Source organism: Citrobacter sp. RHB36-C18 (assembly GCF_013814485.1).
Taxonomy (GTDB): domain Bacteria; phylum Pseudomonadota; class Gammaproteobacteria; order Enterobacterales; family Enterobacteriaceae; genus Citrobacter; species Citrobacter braakii.
In genome coordinates this window covers 1,445,447-1,466,605 of sequence record NZ_CP057125.1, presented here as the reverse complement: position 1 = coordinate 1,466,605, position 21,159 = coordinate 1,445,447, and the positions used below count along the sequence as shown (strand labels likewise).

Annotated in this window: 17 protein-coding genes, 1 tRNA gene and 1 pseudogene; 10 read left to right on the top strand and 9 right to left on the bottom strand. The window is 39.4% G+C overall.

The features are described from left to right. Positions 1-13: 13 nt before the first annotated feature. Positions 14-769: a phospholipid-binding lipoprotein MlaA gene (mlaA, locus tag HVZ52_RS06900; protein ID WP_003028190.1), complete on the bottom strand. Its 756-nt coding sequence runs from the start codon at positions 767-769 to the stop codon at positions 14-16. Positions 770-1,057: 288 nt separating this feature from the next. Between mlaA and HVZ52_RS06895 the strand changes: the two genes are divergently transcribed. The 6 genes from HVZ52_RS06895 to HVZ52_RS06870 all read left to right on the top strand — a co-directional run bounded on the left by HVZ52_RS06895 (position 1,058) and on the right by HVZ52_RS06870 (position 8,891). Further along, entirely contained in the window at positions 1,058-1,999 is a 942-nt protein-coding gene (locus HVZ52_RS06895) for a formate/nitrite transporter family protein (RefSeq protein WP_047416338.1), read from the top strand. Between the two features lie 75 nt (positions 2,000-2,074). Then, positions 2,075-2,149: transfer RNA gene (locus HVZ52_RS06890), tRNA-Arg, on the top strand. A 179-nt stretch (positions 2,150-2,328) separates the two neighbouring features. Further along, complete coding sequence (locus HVZ52_RS06885) at positions 2,329-3,585, top strand: integrase arm-type DNA-binding domain-containing protein (protein ID WP_104696731.1); 1,257 nt, start codon at positions 2,329-2,331, stop codon at positions 3,583-3,585. 73 nt (positions 3,586-3,658) lie between these two features. Continuing rightward, complete coding sequence (locus HVZ52_RS06880; RefSeq protein WP_226865030.1) at positions 3,659-4,021, top strand: hypothetical protein; 363 nt, start codon at positions 3,659-3,661, stop codon at positions 4,019-4,021. Between the two features lie 17 nt (positions 4,022-4,038). Beyond that, positions 4,039-5,976, top strand: coding sequence for a site-specific DNA-methyltransferase (locus HVZ52_RS06875; RefSeq protein WP_181599043.1), 1,938 nt, complete (start codon positions 4,039-4,041; stop codon positions 5,974-5,976). Positions 5,977-5,978: 2 nt separating this feature from the next. Beyond that, complete coding sequence (locus tag HVZ52_RS06870; protein WP_181599042.1) at positions 5,979-8,891, top strand: type III restriction-modification system endonuclease; 2,913 nt, start codon at positions 5,979-5,981, stop codon at positions 8,889-8,891. Positions 8,892-8,963: 72 nt separating this feature from the next. Here the strand turns inward: HVZ52_RS06870 and HVZ52_RS06865 are convergent, their stop codons facing one another. Both HVZ52_RS06865 and pilV read right to left on the bottom strand, forming a co-directional pair. Continuing rightward, entirely contained in the window at positions 8,964-9,533 is a 570-nt protein-coding gene (locus HVZ52_RS06865) for a type 4 pilus major pilin (RefSeq protein WP_101705197.1), read from the bottom strand. A gap of 371 nt (positions 9,534-9,904) precedes the next feature. Next, complete coding sequence (gene pilV / locus HVZ52_RS06860; protein ID WP_181599041.1) at positions 9,905-11,377, bottom strand: shufflon system plasmid conjugative transfer pilus tip adhesin PilV; 1,473 nt, start codon at positions 11,375-11,377, stop codon at positions 9,905-9,907. 182 nt (positions 11,378-11,559) lie between these two features. Between pilV and HVZ52_RS06855 the strand changes: the two genes are divergently transcribed. Beyond that, positions 11,560-11,958 (top strand): H-NS family nucleoid-associated regulatory protein, encoded by a 399-nt coding sequence (locus tag HVZ52_RS06855; protein ID WP_181599040.1) that lies wholly within the window; start codon positions 11,560-11,562, stop codon positions 11,956-11,958. 128 nt (positions 11,959-12,086) lie between these two features. Here the strand turns inward: HVZ52_RS06855 and HVZ52_RS06850 are convergent, their stop codons facing one another. The 3 genes from HVZ52_RS06850 to HVZ52_RS06840 form a co-directional block, all read right to left on the bottom strand. Further along, entirely contained in the window at positions 12,087-12,440 is a 354-nt protein-coding gene (locus HVZ52_RS06850) for a conjugal transfer protein TraD (protein ID WP_181599039.1), read from the bottom strand. Next, the gene (locus HVZ52_RS06845; protein WP_181599038.1) at positions 12,440-12,688 is read right to left on the bottom strand and encodes a hypothetical protein; all 249 of its coding nucleotides are present in this window, start codon (positions 12,686-12,688) and stop codon (positions 12,440-12,442) included. The genes HVZ52_RS06850 and HVZ52_RS06845 overlap by 1 nt, the downstream gene beginning before the upstream one ends. A gap of 201 nt (positions 12,689-12,889) precedes the next feature. Further along, positions 12,890-13,174, bottom strand: a complete 285-nt coding sequence (locus HVZ52_RS06840) for a DUF3892 domain-containing protein (protein ID WP_181599037.1) — start codon at positions 13,172-13,174, stop codon at positions 12,890-12,892. Positions 13,175-13,902: 728 nt separating this feature from the next. Here HVZ52_RS06840 and mobQ point away from each other — a divergent pair. Beyond that, entirely contained in the window at positions 13,903-15,306 is a 1,404-nt protein-coding gene (mobQ, locus tag HVZ52_RS06835) for a MobQ family relaxase (protein ID WP_181599036.1), read from the top strand. A 250-nt stretch (positions 15,307-15,556) separates the two neighbouring features. Next, positions 15,557-17,353 (top strand): DUF262 domain-containing protein, encoded by a 1,797-nt coding sequence (locus HVZ52_RS06830; RefSeq protein WP_181599035.1) that lies wholly within the window; start codon positions 15,557-15,559, stop codon positions 17,351-17,353. Positions 17,354-17,422: 69 nt separating this feature from the next. Here the strand turns inward: HVZ52_RS06830 and HVZ52_RS06825 are convergent, their stop codons facing one another. Both HVZ52_RS06825 and HVZ52_RS06820 read right to left on the bottom strand, forming a co-directional pair. Continuing rightward, positions 17,423-17,698 (bottom strand): hypothetical protein, encoded by a 276-nt coding sequence (locus HVZ52_RS06825; protein ID WP_181599034.1) that lies wholly within the window; start codon positions 17,696-17,698, stop codon positions 17,423-17,425. Between the two features lie 10 nt (positions 17,699-17,708). Further along, entirely contained in the window at positions 17,709-18,260 is a 552-nt protein-coding gene (locus HVZ52_RS06820) for a membrane lipoprotein lipid attachment site-containing protein (protein ID WP_181599033.1), read from the bottom strand. Positions 18,261-18,892: 632 nt separating this feature from the next. Here HVZ52_RS06820 and HVZ52_RS23155 point away from each other — a divergent pair. After that, a pseudogene (locus tag HVZ52_RS23155) lies at positions 18,893-19,270 on the top strand (hypothetical protein). Between the two features lie 100 nt (positions 19,271-19,370). Here the strand turns inward: HVZ52_RS23155 and HVZ52_RS06810 are convergent. Then, on the bottom strand, positions 19,371-20,936 hold the full coding sequence (locus HVZ52_RS06810; protein ID WP_085831766.1) for an SIR2 family protein: 1,566 nt from the start codon (positions 20,934-20,936) through the stop codon (positions 19,371-19,373). Positions 20,937-21,159 lie beyond the last annotated feature (223 nt).

The window sequence follows — 21,159 nt, the reverse complement described above, 5'->3', positions numbered from 1 at the left end:
TTTTCATCCTTCCTTACTCAGAATCGATCTCTTTTAAATCGTCCTGAATATCTTTCGCGTTCGGGTTTTCTTCTGGTTTGAGTTTGCCACCGTTCGCAATAAAGTCATGACGCTGGAAGTAAGCTTCTCGCACCATGATGTAAGGGTCGGAAGATTGGCGCAGCAGACCGTCGGAATCAAGCAGTTGCGCGCGGGTTTCAATCCCTTCAACCGTCCATTTACCTATCGACAACGGCCAGGTCAGCCAGGACAGTACCGGATACAGCGTATCCACCATGTCGCCGCCATCATCACGCAGCGTGAAGCTGCCGTAGAATGGAAGCTGCATATACGGTCCATAACCAACGTCATAGTGGCCTAACGTACTACCAAAACGGTGTGGTTCAACACGCTGTAACTTCGGATTAGCCATACCCGCCACGTCGATAAATCCGCCCATACCTAACAGGGTGTTCAGGAAGAAACGGGTGAAGTGCACCATCCCCTGATAGGGGTCGCCTTGCAGGAAATAGTTGACCATAACGGCCGGCTCTTCAAGGTTGCCGGTAAAATTGCTCAAACCGTTACGCGCCGGCTGCGGGACATAATCACGCCAGGCAACTGCCACCGGTCGAACAACGTATGGATCTAAAACATTAAAGTTGAAGTTGTACATGGTGCGGTTGAACCCTTCAAATGGGTCCGAACGCCCCTGCTGTTCAGTACCAGAGCTCGCACACCCCACCAAAAGTGTGGTTCCCAGCGCAAGCGCCGACAGGCGAAGCTTCATAAGTGTCTCCCTGTGTATTATGGCTATCGCTGATTGCCATCCATGACGGAACGATGACGTATCCGCCTGTTTAGATGTGAGCGATTGTAACAGTACGTCAAATGATGTCTATATACCCTGTGTTACTGATTTGATCATAGCCTGGTAATGCGTACTCCGCGGCGGCTCTATTCTAGCTACCCCAATAAAAACAAACGTTACCATTTTTGCTATCTCAGACTTTCTCCCGCTGATTTTCGGACAAAAGCCGCTACGCTTTAGCAATACGTGCTAATTCAGGATTCGGCTATGAATGACATTGAGAACGAAAAGATTGATCGGCACAGCGACGAACTTCAGGTCGACAGTGACGAAAAGCTAGAGGGTAAAAAGATTGAGGTCGATGAGGACAGACTCCCCTCCCGCGCCATGGCGATCCATGAACATATCCGCCAGGATGGGGAGAAAGAAATGGAGCGCGACGCGATGGCGCTACTGTGGTCAGCCATCGCTGCGGGACTCTCGATGGGCGCCTCGCTACTGGCTAAAGGAATTTTTCATGTGCAACTGGAAGGTGTGCCTGGAGGATTTTTGCTGGAGAACCTCGGTTATACCTTCGGCTTTATAATTGTCATTATGGCCCGCCAGCAACTGTTTACCGAAAATACCGTCACCGCCGTCCTGCCGGTAATGCAAAACCCTACACTCGGCAATTTTGGCCTGCTGATGCGCCTGTGGAGCGTGGTTCTGCTGGGTAATATTATTGGCACCGGGGTTGCGGCATGGGCGTTTGAGCATATGCCGATTTTTGATGAAGAAACCCGCGATGCTTTTGTCAAAATCGGCATGGATGTGATGAAAAACACGCCAACGGAGATGTTTTCCAACGCCATCATTTCTGGCTGGTTAATTGCCACAATGGTATGGATGTTTCCCGCCGCCGGAGCGGCAAAGATTGTGGTTATTATTCTGATGACCTGGCTGATTGCGTTGGGCGATACCACGCACATCGTCGTCGGCTCGGTGGAAATTCTCTACTTGGTCTTTAATGGTACGCTGCACTGGAGTGATTTTTTCTGGCCCTTTGCGCTACCAACGCTCGCCGGGAATATCTGTGGCGGAACGTTTATCTTCGCGCTGATGAGCCACGCGCAGATCCGCAATGATATGAGCAATAAACGCAAAGAAGAAGCCAGGTTGCAAGCCAGGCGGGATGAGCAAAAGCAGAAAAACCAGAAAAAACAGGCTTGAATGGTGACGGTTTGAGCAGTTGGGCGGCCTGAGGCTTACCGTTGTGAGTAAAAAACGCTATACTCGTGCCGCTTCGTCCCCTTAGTTAAATGGATATAACGAGCCCCTCCTAAGGGCTAGTTGCAGGTTCGATTCCTGCAGGGGACACCAGAGACTTGTTCGACAACGTCCTGAGATAACCACCAAACACCTAAAAAACAACAAGTTAACCATAACCTATTGTTCATCAAAAACCGTTAACGTCCGCCTACATCAACCTTGCTTTGTTGGTATATCTGTTGGTATCGTAAGTTCGATATGTTTTGTACCAACACTGGGAGGTGCAATCAATGGCGCTAACTGATGTAAAAGTTAAATCAGCAAAACCTTCCAGTAAGCCAATCAAGCTCACTGACGGGTTTGGTATGCATCTACTTGTGCACCCTAATGGTTCAAAGTATTGGCGCTTTCAATACCGCTTCACTGGTAAACAAAAGATGCTGGCACTTGGCGTCTACCCTGCCGTCTCCCTAGCTGAAGCAAGGGAGAGACGTGACAGTGCCAGAAAACTGATTGCTAATGGCATTGATCCCAGCGAAAAGAAAAAAGCGGAAAAAATTGAAGAGAGTGGCGCTTTAACTTTTGAAACGGTAGCAAGAAGCTGGCATTCCAGCAATAAAACATGGTCAGAAGGCCACCGCACACTGATACTCAACAGCCTAACCACGCATGTTTTTCCGATAATTGGTCAGAGAAATGTTACTGACCTGAAAACTCGTGATTTACTGGTTCCTGTAAAAAAAGCTGAACTGAACGGGCATCTGGAACTGGCCTCACGGCTTCAACAGCGTATCACCGCCATTATGCGCTATGCCGTACATAATGCCCTTATTGAGCATAACCCTGCTTATGATCTGGCGGGAGCAATAGCAACAGCCAAAAGTGTTCATCGTCCAGCCCTTCCCCTTGAACGTATTGCTGAATTGATGGAAAGGATAGAGGCATACAAAGGTAAGGGACTTACCCAATTGGCTGTTCGATTGTGTTTGCTGACCTTTATCCGTTCCAGCGAGTTACGATTTGCGCGTTGGTCAGAGTTTGATTTCAAAAATGCGCTATGGACGATTCCTGCAGAACGAGAACCTCTTAAAAACGTCAAGTTCTCTCATCGCGGCTCAAAGATGAAGACTCCCCATCTGGTACCGCTGAGTAAGCAGAGTCTCGCCGTTCTGAAAGAGATTAAAGCTATCAGTGGCGCTCATAAATTTGTATTCGCAGGTTTTAGCTATGCTGACAAGCCTATCAGTGAAAACACGATTAATAAGGCATTACGTGCTATGGGCTATAACACTCAAAAAGACGTTTGTTGCCACGGATTCCGCACAATGGCCTGTAGCGCTCTGATTGAATCAGGATTATGGTCAAGAGATGCCGTTGAACGACAGATGAGTCACCAAGAACGTAGCTCTGTTCGAGCCGCATACATCCATAAGGCTGAACATCTGGATGAACGCCGCCTGATGCTCCAGTGGTGGGCTGATTTCCTTGATGCCAATAGCAGCAGTATGATCAGGCCGTTTGAGTTTGCCCACAGGAATCAAAGCTAACTGCCTGATAACCCATCATATAACATCATGTAATCCTTTGTTTTAACGATGTTTGAATAGCCATCGCCCTGTGATGGCTACTACACCATTCTATTATGAATTTTCAGCAATATTTGATATTGTAGCAATATTAAATACCGAGGAAATAACCATGATATCAGGTCTTGATGGTGGAATTTTCATCCTTAGCTCTATGGCTAAGGAAAGAGTCAAATCAGGTCTACTTGACAGAGCAACAATAGAAGGCTCTAAAGGCGAGTATACCGTGATTTTTGATGGTTCAGAGTGGGAAGGTAAGCCATTAGTCCTATGCAGCTCCAGACAGCCTTATGAAGCAAGAGTCTTCAAAAGCATAGATGGTGCGGCGGCAGAACTACTACGCATAGGACTAAATGAAGCTTCAATCAAAAACACCATCAAATCGAACACTAAATAATCAGGTTTAAAATGGACATGCAAAAAGAAACGATTTTTTCAGAAGTAGAAACTGCTAACAGTAAGCAGCTTGCTGTTTTGAAGGCTAACTTCCCACAGTGTTTTGATAAGAATGGGGCATTCATTCAAGAAAAGTTGCTTGAGATCGTCAAGTCGTCGGATGTTGAACTCTCTAAAGAATCATACAGCTTAAACTGGCTGGGTAAGTCCTATGCCCGGCTGTTGGCTAACCTACCACCGAAGACGTTGCTCACCGAAGATAAAGACCATAACCAACGTGAAGAGAACAAGAACAGTCAGAATCTGTTGATCAAAGGGGATAACCTCGAAGTATTAAAGCATATGGCGAATGCTTATTCTGAAAAGATTAAAATGATTTATATTGATCCTCCATATAATACTGGTTCAGATGGATTTGTATATAATGATGAGCGTAATTTCACGGCAGAACAGCTTTCTGAATTGGCAGGAATCGATCTTGATGAGGCTACACGAATCCTCAATTTTACCGTCAAAGGTTCAAGTAGTCATAGTGCATGGCTAACATTCATTTACCCCCGTCTTTATATTGCTCGTGAACTTCTCCGCGAAGATGGCGTTATCTTTATTTCAATAGATGATAATGAAATCGCGCAATTAAAACTTTTATGTGATGAAATATTCGGAGAAGAAAACTTTCTATCTCAAATAATAGTACAATCAAATAAGCGTGGCCAAACTTACAAGGAAATAGCTAAATGCCATGAGTATATTTTAGTTTACTATAAATCAAATAAATCAAATCTCGGAGAGTTGGAGAAGGTGGGCGGGACGCTTCCCTTTGAAGATTCTTATGGGCCTTATGATCTTTGGGAGCTGCGAAATCGTAATCCTAAATTTGGAAGGCATAATCGACCAAATCTTTTCTATCCAATATATGTCGATGAAAATCATATAAACGAGGAAGGTCTTTCACGAGTATCCTTAACGAAAACAGCAGAATGTACAACTCCTGTCTATCCAATGAACAGTGAAGGAGGAGAGAGCTGCTGGAGGTGGGGAAAAGATAAACTTCAAAAAGAAGGTATTAATAGTGAACCGCGTATAGTATGGGCAAAAAAGAAACGTGATGGTGGCTGGAATATTTATGAAAAATCAAGAAAAAGCACTACCAAAGCAAAATCTATTTGGCTTGATACTAAATTTATAAATGAGCAAGGCACTATCGAATCAGGTAAACTACAAATGAGTGGTGCTCTTCAATTTCCTAAGCCGTTAGAATTAATGAAGCAATGTATTATTTTAGGGACTGGAGAAGACGACATTATTCTTGATTTTTTTGCTGGTTCCGGCACGACTGCCCATGCCGTTATGGAGCTGAATGCTCAGGAAAACTCTGAAAGAAAATTCATAACAGTTCAGATCCCAGAAAAATGCTCTAAAGATAGCATTGCATTTAAATCAGGTTTTGAAACGATTTTTGATATTACAAAAGAACGACTGAAAAGAGCTTGTGAAAAAATAGGCTTAGAGCATATTGATTACAAGGGTAATTTAGGGTTCAAATCATTTGAAACAGTTGATGATTTTCGGATGAAAGATGAATCTGAGCTAACGCTTTCTAACCATACATTCTTTGATGATGCTGTGTTGACACCTGAACAGTATGACACCCTATTGACTACATGGTGCCTGTATGATGGCAGTTTGCTTACAACACCAATTGAAGATGTTGATCTTAGTGGTTATAAAGCACATTTATGCGATGGTCGTCTGTATCTGATTGCGCCTAATTTCACCAGCGAAGCACTGAAAGCTTTACTTCAAAAGCTGGATTCAGACAAAGACTTTGCTCCTAACAAAGTTGTATTTTATGGCAGTAACTTTGAAAGCGCAAAACAGATGGAACTCAATGAAGCACTGAAAAGTTATGCTAATAAAAAATCTATTGATTTAGATTTGGTGGTAAGGAACTAATCATGTCCAAAGGGTTTACATTCGAAAAAAACTTACCCCATCAAAAAGCTGGCGTTGATGCGGTCATGAATGTTTTTGTTTCCGCCATGCCTCATCAGACGGATCATGTTGCTATCCGCCTGTTAGCTAATCCAGAACTGAATCTATCTGAACAACAATACTACAACAACATTAAAAATATTCAGGAGTTCAATGGCATTGAGCATTCAAAAGATAATTACGATGCCAAAAGCAATGTTATTGATGTTTCAATGGAAACGGGGACAGGTAAAACCTATACCTACACAAAAACAATTTTTGATCTGAACAAATCTTTTGGCATTAATAAATTTATTATTATTGTTCCTACACTTTCAATTAAAGCTGGAACAGTTAACTTTTTAAAAAGTGATGCTTTAAAAGAACACTTCCGAGATGATTACGAGCGTGAACTAAAGACTTATGTAGTTGAGAGTCAGAAAAACTCTGGTAAAAATACAAAATCGTATATGCCTCAAGCTATTCATGATTTTGTTGAAGCCAGCAATTTCAACAAAAAATATATACACGTTCTTGTAATCAACTCAGGAATGATTAACTCCAAGTCTTTAACTGACACTTATGATGTTGGTTTGCTTGATAATCAGTTTGATACACCATTTGCTGCTCTAAGTGCGGTTAAACCATTTATTATTATTGATGAACCTCATAAGTTCCCTACAGCCAAAAAAACATGGGAGAATATTGAGAAATTCAATGCTCAATATATTATTCGTTACGGCGCAACCTTTAGTGAAGGCTATAAAAATTTAGTTTATCGCCTGACAGCCGTAGATGCATTTAATGAAGATCTTGTTAAAGGCATTGATGCTTACATTGAAGATATTGTTGGTGATGGTAGCGCCAACCTCAAGTTCGTAAAATCTGACGGTAAAGAAGCTATTTTTGAGCTTACCGAAAATGGTAACAAAAAAACGTTCAAATTAGCAAAAGATGAATCGCTATCGAAAACACATAGCGCAATTCATGATTTAACACTCGATGCGTTAAATAAAAGCACTGCAGTGTTGAGTAATGGTATTGAACTAAAAATTGGTAGTTCAATAAACCCCTACTCTTACGATCAGACGCTCGCTGATAACATGATGCTTAAAGCTGTCAAAGAACACTTTAAGTTAGAAAAAGAGTATCTGACACAAAGACCACGTATAAAGCCTCTTACTCTTTTCTTCATTGATGATATTGAAGGCTACCGTGATGGTAATGATATTGCCGGAAGCCTGAAAACTAAGTTCGAAGAATACGTTCTGTCAGAAGCGAATGAACTTATAAAAACAGAGAAGGATGAGTTTTATCGAAACTACCTTGAAAAAACTATTCAGGATGTATCTTCTGTTCATGGTGGTTATTTTTCGAAAGATAACAGTGATAAAGATGATAAAATTGAGCAGGAAATCAACGAAATCCTTCATGACAAAGAGCTTCTTTTATCTTTAGAAAATCCTCGCCGTTTCATTTTCTCTAAGTGGACGTTGCGTGAGGGGTGGGATAACCCAAATGTCTTTCAGATTTGTAAGCTCCGTTCGAGCGGTAGCACCACATCTAAACTTCAAGAGGTAGGGCGTGGTTTACGTCTTCCCGTGAATGAATACATGTGCCGAGTGAAAGATCGCAATTTCACACTCAACTACTATGTTGATTTTACGGAAAAAGATTTTGTTGATTCTCTTGTCAAAGAGGTTAACGATAGCTCTTTCAAAGAAACTATACCAAGTAAGTTTACTCAAGAGCTTAAGGATAAAATCTTATCTCAGTATCCTGAACTTTCATCCAGAACACTAATGAATGAAATTTTTGATGCTGAAATCATCGATGAGAATGAAAACTTTAAAGACTCTGGTGCCTATACTCGCTTAAAAGATAAATATCCAGCAGCATTCCCTACCGGAGTTAAACCAAACAAAATCAAAAAATCCACTGATGGTAAAAAACGTACTAAAATGCGTGCTGGCAAGTTCAGTGAACTGAAAGAACTGTGGGATTTGATCAATCAAAAAGCTGTGATTGAATATAAAATTAATAGCGAGAGTGAATTCTTATCCATATTCAAGTCGTTCATGCTCGAAGAAAAAGATAGATTTACTAAATCAGGCGTTCATACTCGCATTGATAGAATTTATATCCATAATGATACGGCAATGTCGAAAAGCATAATTAGTGATGATGATAACTTTGCTAAACTCAACACAATGAGTTATCGAGAATTTCTTGATAACTTATCACAAACTATGTTTGCTAAACACGATACCTTGCATAAGGTTTTTTGTGATATAAAAGACACTATCAATATCACTGACTACCTGAACATTCAAACTATCAGAAAGATTAAATCTGGCTTTAGCAAGTATTTGTTGAACAATTCGTTTAACAAGTTCAGTCTTGGCTACAATGTGATATCAAGCTCTATTCATCCTACAAAGTTGACTAATGCAGATGGTAATCCTTTAAATGAGGTATTATCAAGTGATCTTGGTGTATTGCAGGATAATACAAAATCACCATTGGATTCTTATCTTTTTGAAGAAGTATTTTATGACTCAGAGCTTGAACGGCTCAACATAACAGATGGAGAGATCCAGTCTGTATCTGTTTTCACAAAGATACCGAAGAATTCCATTAAGATCCCGGTTGCGGGTGGTTATACATATTCTCCTGACTTTGCTTACGTTGTTAAAACCACCAAAGGTGATTATCTAAACTTTATCATTGAAACAAAAAACGTAGACGGAAAAGATAGCCTGCGGCTTGAAGAGAAGCGTAAGATTGAACATGCTCAGGCACTGTTCAATCAAATAAGTAAAACGGTCAATGTGGAGTTTAAAACGCAGTTTGCTGATGATAGCATTGCTAATTTAATTAAGAGTAGCATTCATTAATCCTTTCCCCCTCACTGTTCATTCATTAGTGAGGGGGAACTGATATAAATGCGAAAGGATATTTGTGTTTTTTTAAATAGCTGTGAATATAAGAGTATTACTATTACCACCGGCTGAACACTGCGTAGCAGTTTTAGCCACATCCAGCACATCACCTGCTGCTTTCACATTCGCCGCAACTCCTACGCCAACCTCATAGAAATTTCCTGCTGCTGCAGTTACTATTTTGGTACATTCCGCTGCAGGAACATTAGAATAAGTAATATTAAAAGAAGAACCGGGTGCTTTTGATGGACCAGTTGCTGCAGCTCCCAATATAACATCACCTTTAAATGCATTAATTGGCTTCACTGCTGACTCAGAGCCACTCAACATATTATCAGGGAAAATCTTAGCCTGAACTGCCACAGTGTTTGAAAGACCAGTAAAACTTGATGCTGAAGTATATAACGACTTAACACCTGCCTGAATAGTGGCTATATTATTACTTTCTGCCTGCGCACGCTGTGAAGCTTGTACTTTAGGGTAAACGATAAATGCTGCAACCACTAATGCAGATATAATCCCAAGAACCAACAAAAGTTCTAAGAGCGAGAATCCTTTCTTGCTTTTTTTGTATTTAATTAATGCTGCTTTTTTCATTTCCTTTATATCTCCTTAGTTATTTGGATAGATATAAAAGAGATAAACCACATAAAATATAAAACAAGACTTGCATATTCTTTATATGCTCTTATCCGACAAGCGGGCTACCTGATAAAACAAAAAAAGACCAGAGTGATCTAGTCTTTTTTTGGAAGCGAGCTTCGTTGACTTTATTAAAACCATCAAAGATTTACAAGATTGAATATGGAGTTATTCTTCTTTGATAGTGATTAGACATTACAATTTACCTTCTGATATGTCAAATTTAATTGTTTAATTATACACTTATTTTTAAATCCTTTTATATACTCCGTTTCCTTGTGAAATATCGAGTTGAATAATAATAACACTATAGCTTAACTTATATATTACCATGATAAAGTGAACTCACGTTCAACGAATGCCTGATTTACTGACATCTGGATCACTCCATTTGAATATGTGAAACTTCCGGGGTAGCAGCTCCCACATCCATCTCCCCACCAACGGGTTATCCTTTCACTAACCAATTTTATTTCAGGTCGTGTAATACCATCTCGCCAGAAAGTCAAATCAGTATAAACGTCTTTCCTACAACTATTGCTGGAGTTGTTTCCTGCATGACAAGATAAAATTATTTTTAGCGGTTTTGGAGCATCTGCTGCATAATTTATTCTTCGCCAAATCCCATCCTGACAGGAAATAATAGCCCCTGTGGATTCCTTACTGATTAATCCTTGGGTAGGACAGGCTGTTCCTACAACCTCAGTCGAGTTAGGTAAAAAATAGTTTGCGTCGATAGTTTTATCTGAATGAATATTTCCGGTAGCCTCTATATTTCCACTTACCTTCACATATCCACTCAAAATCCCTCCGGTTGTTTGAACATTTTTACCATTATACGCAGTGATGGTATTCGCATCTTTCATATACCATCCTCCACCATATTTCTGAAAATATATACCTCCGTCATTTAATGTTCTGAACCAGTTCTGCGTATATGTCTCACCTCTTGATTGGATATTTTGGGCTGAAACACTGTTATTAGCATTTATTGAACCATTGACCTGAGCACTACCGCCAACACGGATATGTGCACCGACAACTGTATCTCCTGTGGAATTTAGAACATTAGCAGTCGCTGTTCCTGCAGCAGTTATATCTTGGACATTCTTGATGCTTTTACCTCCCATATTAAGATCTCCCGTCATCGGCAATGTGCCATCACGACGAAGATAAACAGAATACATAGAAGAGTCGTATCCTACGCGATAGGCCATCAATCCAGCACTTGTGATATTACTGTAATCTGTAGATGCCTCTTTCCATGCACCCTGTAAACCTGATGCTAACGTTGCTGATTGCGTCATACCACTATCAATACCTGCCGCTTGCATCGCTCGCCCCAATAAATCGTAACGATACTTATCCCCTTCCATCCAAGGCAAAGTCGTTGTAATAAGACCATTAACTACATAGTTAGGTGATATTCCTGAACGTTTTAATATAATTTTATATGAAGATTTTTGTGCATTAATCCCGGTGTATGACGCAGGTAATAACCCTTCATTAACCAGTGTCTGGTATGTAATTTCGCAGCCTGAAGCATTACAGACACGGGGACCCGGATCGCTTGACTGACTGCTGCTTGAAGTCAGAGTGGAAAGTTTATCATATCGGATATTAATATAACCATTAACCGCCTCCCCGACCTGTTTAATTTGCTGACCAACAGCATTAGCTATAATCGTTTCCTGTTCATTTTTCATATCCTGAAAACGCATAAATGCCATCATGCTACCCACACCCAGCACCAATACGAGTTCTAACAGGGAGAACCCTTTCTTATTTTGTTTTTTCATTTTCATCGTCCTTTTTTATTTCACGTATTAATTAATTATCAAAAATAAACAGGAGGTCAAGACCGATGAATATATAATCAATGAAAAGATTAATAACAAAAATTCAAATGAGCCGATTTTATCTCTCTCTATCCGGTTTGTGGTATCATTACAATGATTTTATACATTCAGGATAAAAGACAATGACAGACGCTATTAAAACACTTAATAACATCCGTACTCTTCGCGCTCAGGCACGAGAAACAGAGCTGGCTACACTTGAAGAGATGCTGGAGAAATTAATTTCTATTGTCGAAGACAGACGCCAAGAGGAAACAATCACAAAGCAACAAAATGCTGAACGTCAGGGCAAAATCGAAGCCCTGCGTGCGCAACTGCTTGAAGATGGCATTGACCCGTCTGAGCTGCTGGGTAATGTTAAATCATCACGTCCTGCTGCTGTTCGTGCTCCTCGTCCTGCAAAGTACAAATACATCGACGAAAATGGCGATGAGAAAACATGGACAGGTCAGGGTCGAACACCAAAAGTGATTGCAGCTGCACTGGAAAGCGGTAAGGTTCTGGAAGATTTTGCCATTTGATTAAGAGTTTTAATTTGCTGCCAAGGATGGTGGTAAAAATTGGCTACCGCGCCCTCTGGGGCTTGCTCAACAGCTCCCCAGCCTAAAACAAGTTTTAAGCCGAAGAGCTGTTCGGACGTGAAATGATTTTATGGTCTGAATTTCTTGAGAACTCTTTCAATGTAGATTTGTCCATTAACTTTATACCGTTCGATATCGTGTGTATGTAACGATGAAACTTCTAACAACAAACCAAAGAGTAATTGCTTATCTACCTCACTTATATCACAGTTTAAAACCTTGGCAACCTCTGCACCAAGAATTATTTTTTGTCGTGTGTTTTCTTTTTTACTGTCTCTTTTTTCTTTTGCTTTAAGGTAATTTAATTTATTTTGTGCTCCAGCAATTTTCTGCTCAAGTGTTTTCTTAATTTCCGACCTGCTTCTATCACTCTGAAAAAAATTGCCAGTTAGATAGGTATTTTTTATTTCATCATCACTCATTATTTACTCCATTGATTTATATGGTTATAAGGAATATTAGTTCTAAACTCATCATCTGAAAGCGCTCGTTTGATTGATTTAATCCGGGAACGGAATTGTTTCTTTTCCTGTTTCTTTCTAAATTCAACTCTTATCTCAGTGATTATCTTTTCTGCTTCACTATACGCTTTTTCCAGATCGGTATAGATTCCATTATCAAGTAATCGTTTTGCTTCAAGATCGATGGCTTCATCGTTATTTTTATACATAAAACCTCCTTGTCTTTATTTCCTTAACACCAATTAGCATAATTAATAAATTAATCAATAGTATACAAAAATTATTTTATTATATATCTTCAAGTCTTTTAATGGAATTTAAAATTAACTCTATAACTAACTACATTCAGAAGTAATCATGGTAAGCGCAGTGAATAGTAAGAAAGGGCCAATAGGCCCTTTCTTTGACACTTATGTGCACTCAGGAAGACTCAAAAGGTTATTAGGCTGTTCGCCATCATTTTGTGTTTTTAAATATTTGTTACCAGAAGCGCTAACAGCAACAATCACCCACACTGAATGTCCTCCTGCATTAACATAAAATCTCCATTTCCCAGATTCTATTCCGCTTATAGCCTCTTGCTGTGTGAGCTTCCATCTGGTGCCATCAGCATTCTTACCACCTATATGAGTTATCCTTTCATGAGCACTCTGGCGATTGCTTTTATTGATGCATAATACTTGATGTTCGGACATTTTATCCTCATTATAATTGCTGTATGTAATTAATAAACTGATCATCATTCCTAATGCATCAAACTGCTTTAAGAAATGATGCAGACTGAGTTTAGGCCATATCCTCACGATTTCCAGTCAACAAGAACCTAAATCGCGCACTTTGTAATTATGCAACACAAGTGATAGCAACTACTAACTTAAAATATCTGATACTCTCCGCGTTACTTATTTTTGTTTATATGTGATTTTCATTTCACCTTTCGGTTTTCCACCCTAGTTTTTAAACCTCACCTGTTAATTATATAACGGAGAAGTCATCTCTAAATTTAACTGTTTTATTTATGCTTTAGTTTTTCCCGCCTTACGGCGGGATAAATTAACACTCTTTTTGTCCTTCGGACGCTATCAAAACCCCATTTATGTAATATCGTGGAATACTTCGCCCTTTCATCCAGATTGCGCCGCTTAATTCGGCGGTTTGTTTTACAGTCATTCATATATTTAGTATTAATTAATAAAGGCAAACCTTATACATTGCCGTTATTTTTGAGCCATTTATGGCGATAAAAAATAAAGCAATGCCCACTTACGCATTATCGCTTCGCTCTAATGCCGTGGGGTCTACCGACGGTTGCCTGCCGCAGGCTAAAACCGTTTCCTTCGGAAACAAAATCAAGGTCAACGTCAACCCCGGCGTTTTCCTTACGTAAAACGAAAAGCAGCATTTGGCATTGAGGAATACTTGGATGGCGATATACAGTTTTAAAATGGAGAACATCAGCAGAGGCGAAGGTCAGTCTTCGGTTAACTCTGCTGCATATCGTCACCGTAAAGTTTTCTTCGATAACAGAACGGGTGAAGTTTGTGGTCGCAAAACAGCACATAAAAAGGACCTTGCCTTTGCGCAGATTTTTGCACCTGAACATACCCCTCCTGCTCTGATTGTTGACAGTGAAACACTCTGGAATGCTGTTGAAGCCTCAGAGAAGAGAAAAGATGCCCGCCTTGCCAAAGAGTTTAAGATTGCCCTCCCCGCTGAGCTAACACCAGAGCAGAACATTGAACTCACTGCAGCTTTTGTTCTTGAGCACTTTACCAAGCAAGGCATCATTGCCGATGTTGTTATTCACGATATTAATGGTCATAACCCACATATCCATATCATGGGAACAACCCGTGAGATTCTTTCTACCGGCTTTGGTAAAAAGGTCCGTGAGTGGGATAAGCCTGAAACCCTTGATAGCTGGCGTAAAGGCTGGCAGGACATCTGTAATGGGTTCCTTGACCTGTATGGTCATGATGAACGCATCGATCACCGTTCTATCAGGGTTCAGTATGAGGAAGCCCTAGAACAGGCTATCGCTGCCGCTACCAATGAAGAGAAAGCAATCTGGCTGGCTAAAGCTATTGAAACGAACCGCGATCCAATACTTCATATTCCTCGTGACCGTTGGGGAACTGTTGCAGCTCAGGAACAACGTGCTGCAGAGCAAGCCATACGTGATAAGCTGAAAAAAGAAGCAGGCGAAGCATACTTTACCTTTAAAGATCTTCCATTGGACATCGTTGTTGATGTTGCCAGCTTTAGGGTTCATGCACTGGCTGAACCGGAAGAGGTTGTTATCCCGGATAACACAGGCAGAGCTTCATCTACAGGCTCGCAGAAACCTGTTCTGGTTGCTCCTGCGCCTCATACACGCACTACACTGAAAACCCCATCCTCTTCAACAGCAAGAGCACTTAAACGCGCTCCTGTTAAAGTTAAGAGGAAGAAAGTTGAACCTCGTCAGAGCGGTGTGTTTAAGCGTTTCACGCTGTTGGTAGTAGATTATATAAGAGAGAAATTCGTCTGGGCCAAGAAGAAACCAGCGCCTGTTTCCGTTGATGCTGAACACGATAAGCGTATAGCTGAAAACTATGTGTTTGATGAGGTTCAGGGTATCTATGTCCCTCGCTCTGAGCATGAAAGACGTGCCAGATTTAACAAGGATGACTACAAGCCAACCAAAGATGAGGTCAGACGTTTTCCAAGTCGCCAACCCGAGGCTAAACATGCAGAAAATGATCTTGACTATATACCATCATTTTCGATTGGTAGTAAGCCATCAGTACCTAAGTTGACCCCATTGAGACATAGTGGCAGGAAATAATTTTGCAAAATTTTTAATAACTCGCCATCCTTATTCCACAGATTTTTGTGGTTTACCTATCCCTCGAAAAATAAGGGTATAATATAAATTAGATGATCATACCCCACTTCTCATAACTTTATATTATTTAATACACAAATAGCTTAGTGAAATATAGATTCAAACAGTCAATAATTTATTACTTACCCATTGAAAAATTAGGAATTATCCTATAAAATAACCACTCAAAAAAAATAACGGAGTGGTAATAATGCAGAATCATCTTAACATTCGCGGAGAACCGATACAGAGTGTGTATTCTGAATATCGAAAAGGGAAGTATATTGTCAATCGAAGATATCAACGCAAATTAGTTTGGTCACTATCTGAGAAGCAAAGATTCATAGATTCTTTAATCAAACAATATCCAGTTCCATTATTTTTGGGTGTAGTATTCCAACATAAAGAAAAAGGTTCATGTTTCGAAATACTCGATGGCATGCAGAGACTAGAAGCTATTACTTCTTTCATTGACGGAAAGTTTAGTGTTGATGGTAAGTTTTTTGATCTATCGGTTGTCGCAGAAACCAACCAACTGTTAATCAGTAATGAATTAGTTCAGAACGAACCTAAGCTTGAATTCGACTCATGTAAATCTCTACTTAATTATTTATTACCAATATCGACCTCTTCATATACATCAAATGAACATGTTGATGAAACATTTAGAAGAATAAACACAGGAGGAGTAAGATTATCTACACAAGAAGTACGGCAGGCTGGTAAGACTTGCGATTTTTCACAATTAGTTAGGAGATGCTCAATTTATATAAGAGGTGATGTCTCACATTCTGATATAGTTGAGCTTGGAAAAATGAGAACTATCAGTTTAACAAAAAGCGAAGCTGATTACGGCATTAAAATTAATGATACATTTTGGAATAAACACCATATTGTGACGACAGGGAACGTGCTGGCATCACGAGATGAAGAGTTGGTCGCACATATTTTACTATGCATCCTGCTAGGGAATAAAAGCCAAACAGCAGCGAATTTTCTAAATGATGCGTATCTTCAAAATGCACCCACAAACATAAAAGCTAATGATGCCATAGCCAAGCATGGCATAGAAACGCTATACAAACAATTTACTTTTGTATATGATGAAATTAAGAAGGTCATAAACGAATTTCCTTGTATCTATTCAAAACATTTATACAAAAACAAACCAGTTGGGGTGTCCGATTCTTTCCAAGTCGTTTTTCTTTCTTTTTATGATAGACTTTTCAAGCAAAATAAAAAGATACAGAACTATAAATCATTAGCAAATTTGATGAAAGGTTTAGCCAGTGATTGTATGTCAGGGTTAAGCAATAACAAGAAATGGTCATCGGCTGAGAGAGCCCGAATGATAAGAGCAGTCTCTGGTGTGCTTTCTCCACAATTCATAGCAAGAGAAGGAAACGACCCTCTATCACAATCGTGGGTTGAAAATCTTGAAAATATTTTGAGCCAATCTCGGACCGAAAATGTTTGCTATGATTTCAAAATCGGTTTTTATCCCCTGAATGAATCCAATGTTTTCAATACACATTTACTTTCAAAGATCATCAAAACATTGACAGCAATGGCAAACTCTCACGCCGGTGAAAATTATATTGTTGTAGGTGTTGCCGATAGCGTTGATGATGCAAAAAAACACTCAACAAAATATAATGCAACAGCCAAAAAATGCGGTGATTTTTATATAACAGGAATCAATGATGAAGCAAATAAATATTCAACAAACATTGACAAGCTGCAACAAAAAATAAAGCAGTCAATTGAAAAAGAACCAATAAATGATGCAACGAGAAGATTAATATTGCGTAACATTCTTTTGTGTAAATATTATGACAAGGATGTATTGATACTAAAAATAATTCGCGGTAAAGAACCGATAAAGTATGATGGAAGTATATATATACGCAAAATGGCTAATACAGACCCAACACCAATCCACCAAGACAATGAATTTGAATTTTTTAAAGAGTTTTTAGAACAATCATCTCGCTATCCTTATTTGTAATCTTATTAATTCAAATATACTCCCAGAGAATATTTCTGGGAGTAATTTATAAAATAGCTATTGCATAGTTTAGAGCTTTCGCCTAAACACAAAATTATCAGAGAAAATCACCTTCCCAGCGACAAACCCGACAATGCCAATAATCGGCAAACTGATAGTAGCACCAGCCATGCCTGTAGACATACCTATCAGAATTGACAGTCCAAAGGACAGGAAAATAACAACAAGAGCATACCACTGCGGATAGGCTCTATACAGAACAGTCGCCATGCAGCCGGTGCAGACATGCACACCGCGCTGGCTCTCTTTCAGGCAAAACGGACACTGGATTGTATTGTTTTCCATGATAGCCCCCTTAGATCGCTTTCCAGCCATTGCTGGTTTTAATAAGATTAATCATGCTCTCTTCAGGTTCATTCATACCCTTGACGCTGGAGAACGCTTTTTTGTCCACCCATGAGGGAACATCCGTTAACTTCCATGTATAAGACACGCGAACAACTTTCTGATTACCGTTTCCCGGTTCGGTCCATTCCTTTATCTCAGAAACTTCTCGATGACCGACACAGGCACCGTTCTCACGGTCCCAAAACTCAACCTCTTGGCCTTTATCTGTTACTTCCAGAACATCAACGTTACTAAAGCCGTTAGACTGTTGTGAAACAGTGAGAAGCCCCTGCTCAGCAAGTCCATTCAGGATTTCATCACTGGCACTGTATCCGGGAGAACGGTAGCCACGGTTAACCTTAACCGGAAAACCTTTGTTGAAGACAATGTTGTTGTCCTGCAGGGAGTAACACAGCTTTGATTGTGATAGTTTCGCGTTGATTGCTTTCTCAAAATCGCCTTTTTCACCGCATCCCGTCAAAGCAAGGGCTGTGCAAGTAACGAGTAAAATCTTCTTCATCTTCCTATCCATCCTGATAATCAAAATTGCTTTTATAAAGAGGTATTCTGCAGCGCATCTGTAGTCGTTAAGGCTTGTTCTTACTGGCATAACGTAACAAAACCACCTGATTAACCAATTGATAGGATTCAATTATTTTTGTGGGTCGTCATATCGTTTGTAACGATCAAAATAAAATTAACGATTGGAAATAACTATCATATTTTTATATTCGATCGAATATACCAATTAAAACACCGATCGATAAATCATTTTCAATCGCTATTATCTATCAATAGCTTATTATCGATCTGTAATATCGATCATTATCTTGCTAGAGGAATCGTTAATGAGTAGAGTAAACCAGAGGACCACCAGACAGTTTACGAGCTGATTCAAGTGGATAGAGCGTTGGACCATGAGATAGGCGGTTAATGTCGATTTATGGCCTTTAGATAGCTTTGATTAATGCAACATCAGGGAAAATAACCATGAAGGATGCCGTTAGCTGATTAGATAAAAACTCACAGGCTTTTGATAAGCGGCTTTCTTCGCCACTAATAAATACGATCTATTTCAATGGGTAGCAGCAGTGCAATGCTACCCGGCTTTTTCACGCCTATCTTTACGTTTACTGTTTATATGGAGTTAACATGAAAAAACTGTTTATCGCAGCTCTGGTGATCCTGCCTCTTACCGCTTGCACAACCTACGGCAACAAATCTTTGAAAGACGAATCCCAACAAACGGTAAAAGCCAAAATCGTAAAAGGGAAAACTACTCAGCAAGATGTTATTAACGCATTCGGGGAACCGCAGACACGAGCTACTAATGATGGTCAGGAAATGTGGTCCTACTCCAGCATGTCAGGCGAGAGTCAGATCTCGAACTAGATCCCCGGTCTGGCCCTGCTTAAAAACAGCAACACGGCTCACATGAACTCCCTTGAGATCTGGTTCAAGGGGAATGTTGTTGAACGATATAATTTCAGTCAGACAGCGAGTAAGGTCTCGCGTGGGTTGCTGGATTGATTAATTTACATAGTAGAAAGCATCTTATAAATTAACAAATAAAAATAACATACCAAAGGAAGTCGAACAAACATGACTTCCTTCGGTATTTTTATAGAAATTACCAACCATGTAATAGCTTATCATATAAGCAAGCTAACTTTTTAAAATAACTAGCATAAGTTGATTTATCAGGATTCAGTTTCTCTTCATTATTAATTAAAAACTCTTTAACTAATTTCAGATCTAACTTATTCATCAGAAAAGGCAGATGGATTGCTGCTACTTCTGGTGTGGTATGCTCGATAATATATCTAGTATCTTTATCCTTAAATTTTCTTACAAACGTCCTAAAATATCCTTTACATTGATAACTTGTATCATTTCTTAAAACCCATTTGTCCAAATTATATTTAGATGCTCTATATTGTGCTTCATCAACAATGCCTATTTCTTTAAGGTATTTAAAAACGATTATATTCGGAGAGAATCGACCCGCATTAGGAATAACATTCTGTAAAATGCTATTTGCATCATATGAATTATCCTCATGTAAAAGGTCGTGAAAAAGATTTATATTGTTTATTTGTGTATAACCTAGCTTGCCAATCTCTTCTTCTTTTTTTCGAGCCTCAGCAACACCAACGCCGACAACAAACTCTACATCATCATGTTTTTCAACCTCATCGATGTCAACTACATAAATTTTTGATTCTGTTGAGTTCGACTTAACTACCTCATATAACTGCTCTTTGCAATATCGAAGAATACGGGCTGGGATTTTTCTTTTATTTGTCTCAATAGCTTCATAAACAGGATTTAAATCATCAGTTCTAACTAATGTTATTGGTATCTGTGTTCTTTCGATCGTTGTAAAAGTTTCAGATATTGAATAGTCGGTGAGTCCTTCCTCTCTATCAATGAATATTAAGTTATTGCGTAACTGTGAAATATTATCCTTTCCAATACATATTGAAATCGCACCAAGTAAATCAGTAATGTTTTTATCAGAAAGTGAATAGCCTATAAAAACAACAGGGTGCTCCACAAATATCGTTATCAGCTTTGCTGCTAGGTAAGGATTTTTGTTATTAAATTCATTATAGTCATGATCAGTTAAGATAAGACTTTTAGGCTTATGTGCACTACCGTGTATTTTATATATTTCTGCTATTGATTGCGGATTGGAAAACAATAACTCATTCTGACCAGTATAAACTTTATAGTCTGGGAAAAGCTGCTCAAGAAAACAGTCCCAGTTGGTTGTTATTATTCCATCAACATTGAGCCTTGAAAGTATTTCAATTTCGTCCTGATGCTCGCTATCCTTGATCGGGACTTCTAATGAAGTAGCGAGATAATCACAGATTTCAAAACGTAACGCGGATGTATTATCGGTAACCTTCTTACTATATCTTTCACGACTCCCAGCATATTTTGCGTCACTCCACCATGTAGTATTAAAGTCTTCAGCAATGAGTCTAGCTGCTGTAGGATAAGTTGAATCCCCTGCTGCGAGATAATACTCAAATGGTTTTCCTGAAACACAATAATTATCCAAAAGCCCTTTCCAATCTTTGATTCCTAAATACCGCCGAGAGAAACCAGAACCAACAAATAGGAATGGGCCAGAATTTCTTGTTTTGAAGATTCTGATTAAAGCTTCTTTTAAATCATTTGCGTCCATATCAGCACCTTAAGAAGATGAAAACTTTTAACCAACCATAACCACTTGATATAAAATAATTTTCTGAAAATTACTGCTAGAAGTAGTCTCTGCCGAACTTTGATACGAGGATGTTAAGCCTAATAGGCTGATTTACATATATAATCATATAACTCTACACATCACAACAGAGATCTTAAGTCTATCATTGGCCTGAGCTAATATCTCATAGAGATCGCCCTTC

Bases quoted from the DNA above. Each gene is read 5' to 3' on its own strand.
- HVZ52_RS06870 (WP_181599042.1), top strand. From the start codon at position 5,979: ATGTCCAAAGGGTTTACATTCGAAAAAAACTTACCCCATCAAAAAGCT.
- HVZ52_RS06875 (WP_181599043.1), top strand. From the start codon at position 4,039: ATGCAAAAAGAAACGATTTTTTCAGAAGTAGAAACTGCTAACAGTAAG.
- pilV (WP_181599041.1), bottom strand. From the start codon at position 11,377: ATGAAAAAACAAAATAAGAAAGGGTTCTCCCTGTTAGAACTCGTATTG.
- HVZ52_RS06830 (WP_181599035.1), top strand. From the start codon at position 15,557: ATGCAGAATCATCTTAACATTCGCGGAGAACCGATACAGAGTGTGTAT.
- HVZ52_RS06865 (WP_101705197.1), bottom strand. From the start codon at position 9,533: ATGAAAAAAGCAGCATTAATTAAATACAAAAAAAGCAAGAAAGGATTC.
- mobQ (WP_181599036.1), top strand. From the start codon at position 13,903: ATGGCGATATACAGTTTTAAAATGGAGAACATCAGCAGAGGCGAAGGT.
- HVZ52_RS06810 (WP_085831766.1), bottom strand. From the start codon at position 20,936: ATGGACGCAAATGATTTAAAAGAAGCTTTAATCAGAATCTTCAAAACA.
- HVZ52_RS06855 (WP_181599040.1), top strand. From the start codon at position 11,560: ATGACAGACGCTATTAAAACACTTAATAACATCCGTACTCTTCGCGCT.
- HVZ52_RS06895 (WP_047416338.1), top strand. From the start codon at position 1,058: ATGAATGACATTGAGAACGAAAAGATTGATCGGCACAGCGACGAACTT.
- HVZ52_RS06850 (WP_181599039.1), bottom strand. From the start codon at position 12,440: ATGAGTGATGATGAAATAAAAAATACCTATCTAACTGGCAATTTTTTT.
- mlaA (WP_003028190.1), bottom strand. From the start codon at position 769: ATGAAGCTTCGCCTGTCGGCGCTTGCGCTGGGAACCACACTTTTGGTG.
- HVZ52_RS06825 (WP_181599034.1), bottom strand. From the start codon at position 17,698: ATGGAAAACAATACAATCCAGTGTCCGTTTTGCCTGAAAGAGAGCCAG.
- HVZ52_RS06845 (WP_181599038.1), bottom strand. From the start codon at position 12,688: ATGTATAAAAATAACGATGAAGCCATCGATCTTGAAGCAAAACGATTA.
- HVZ52_RS06880 (WP_226865030.1), top strand. From the start codon at position 3,659: ATGGCTACTACACCATTCTATTATGAATTTTCAGCAATATTTGATATT.
- HVZ52_RS06840 (WP_181599037.1), bottom strand. From the start codon at position 13,174: ATGTCCGAACATCAAGTATTATGCATCAATAAAAGCAATCGCCAGAGT.
- HVZ52_RS06820 (WP_181599033.1), bottom strand. From the start codon at position 18,260: ATGAAGAAGATTTTACTCGTTACTTGCACAGCCCTTGCTTTGACGGGA.
- HVZ52_RS06885 (WP_104696731.1), top strand. From the start codon at position 2,329: ATGGCGCTAACTGATGTAAAAGTTAAATCAGCAAAACCTTCCAGTAAG.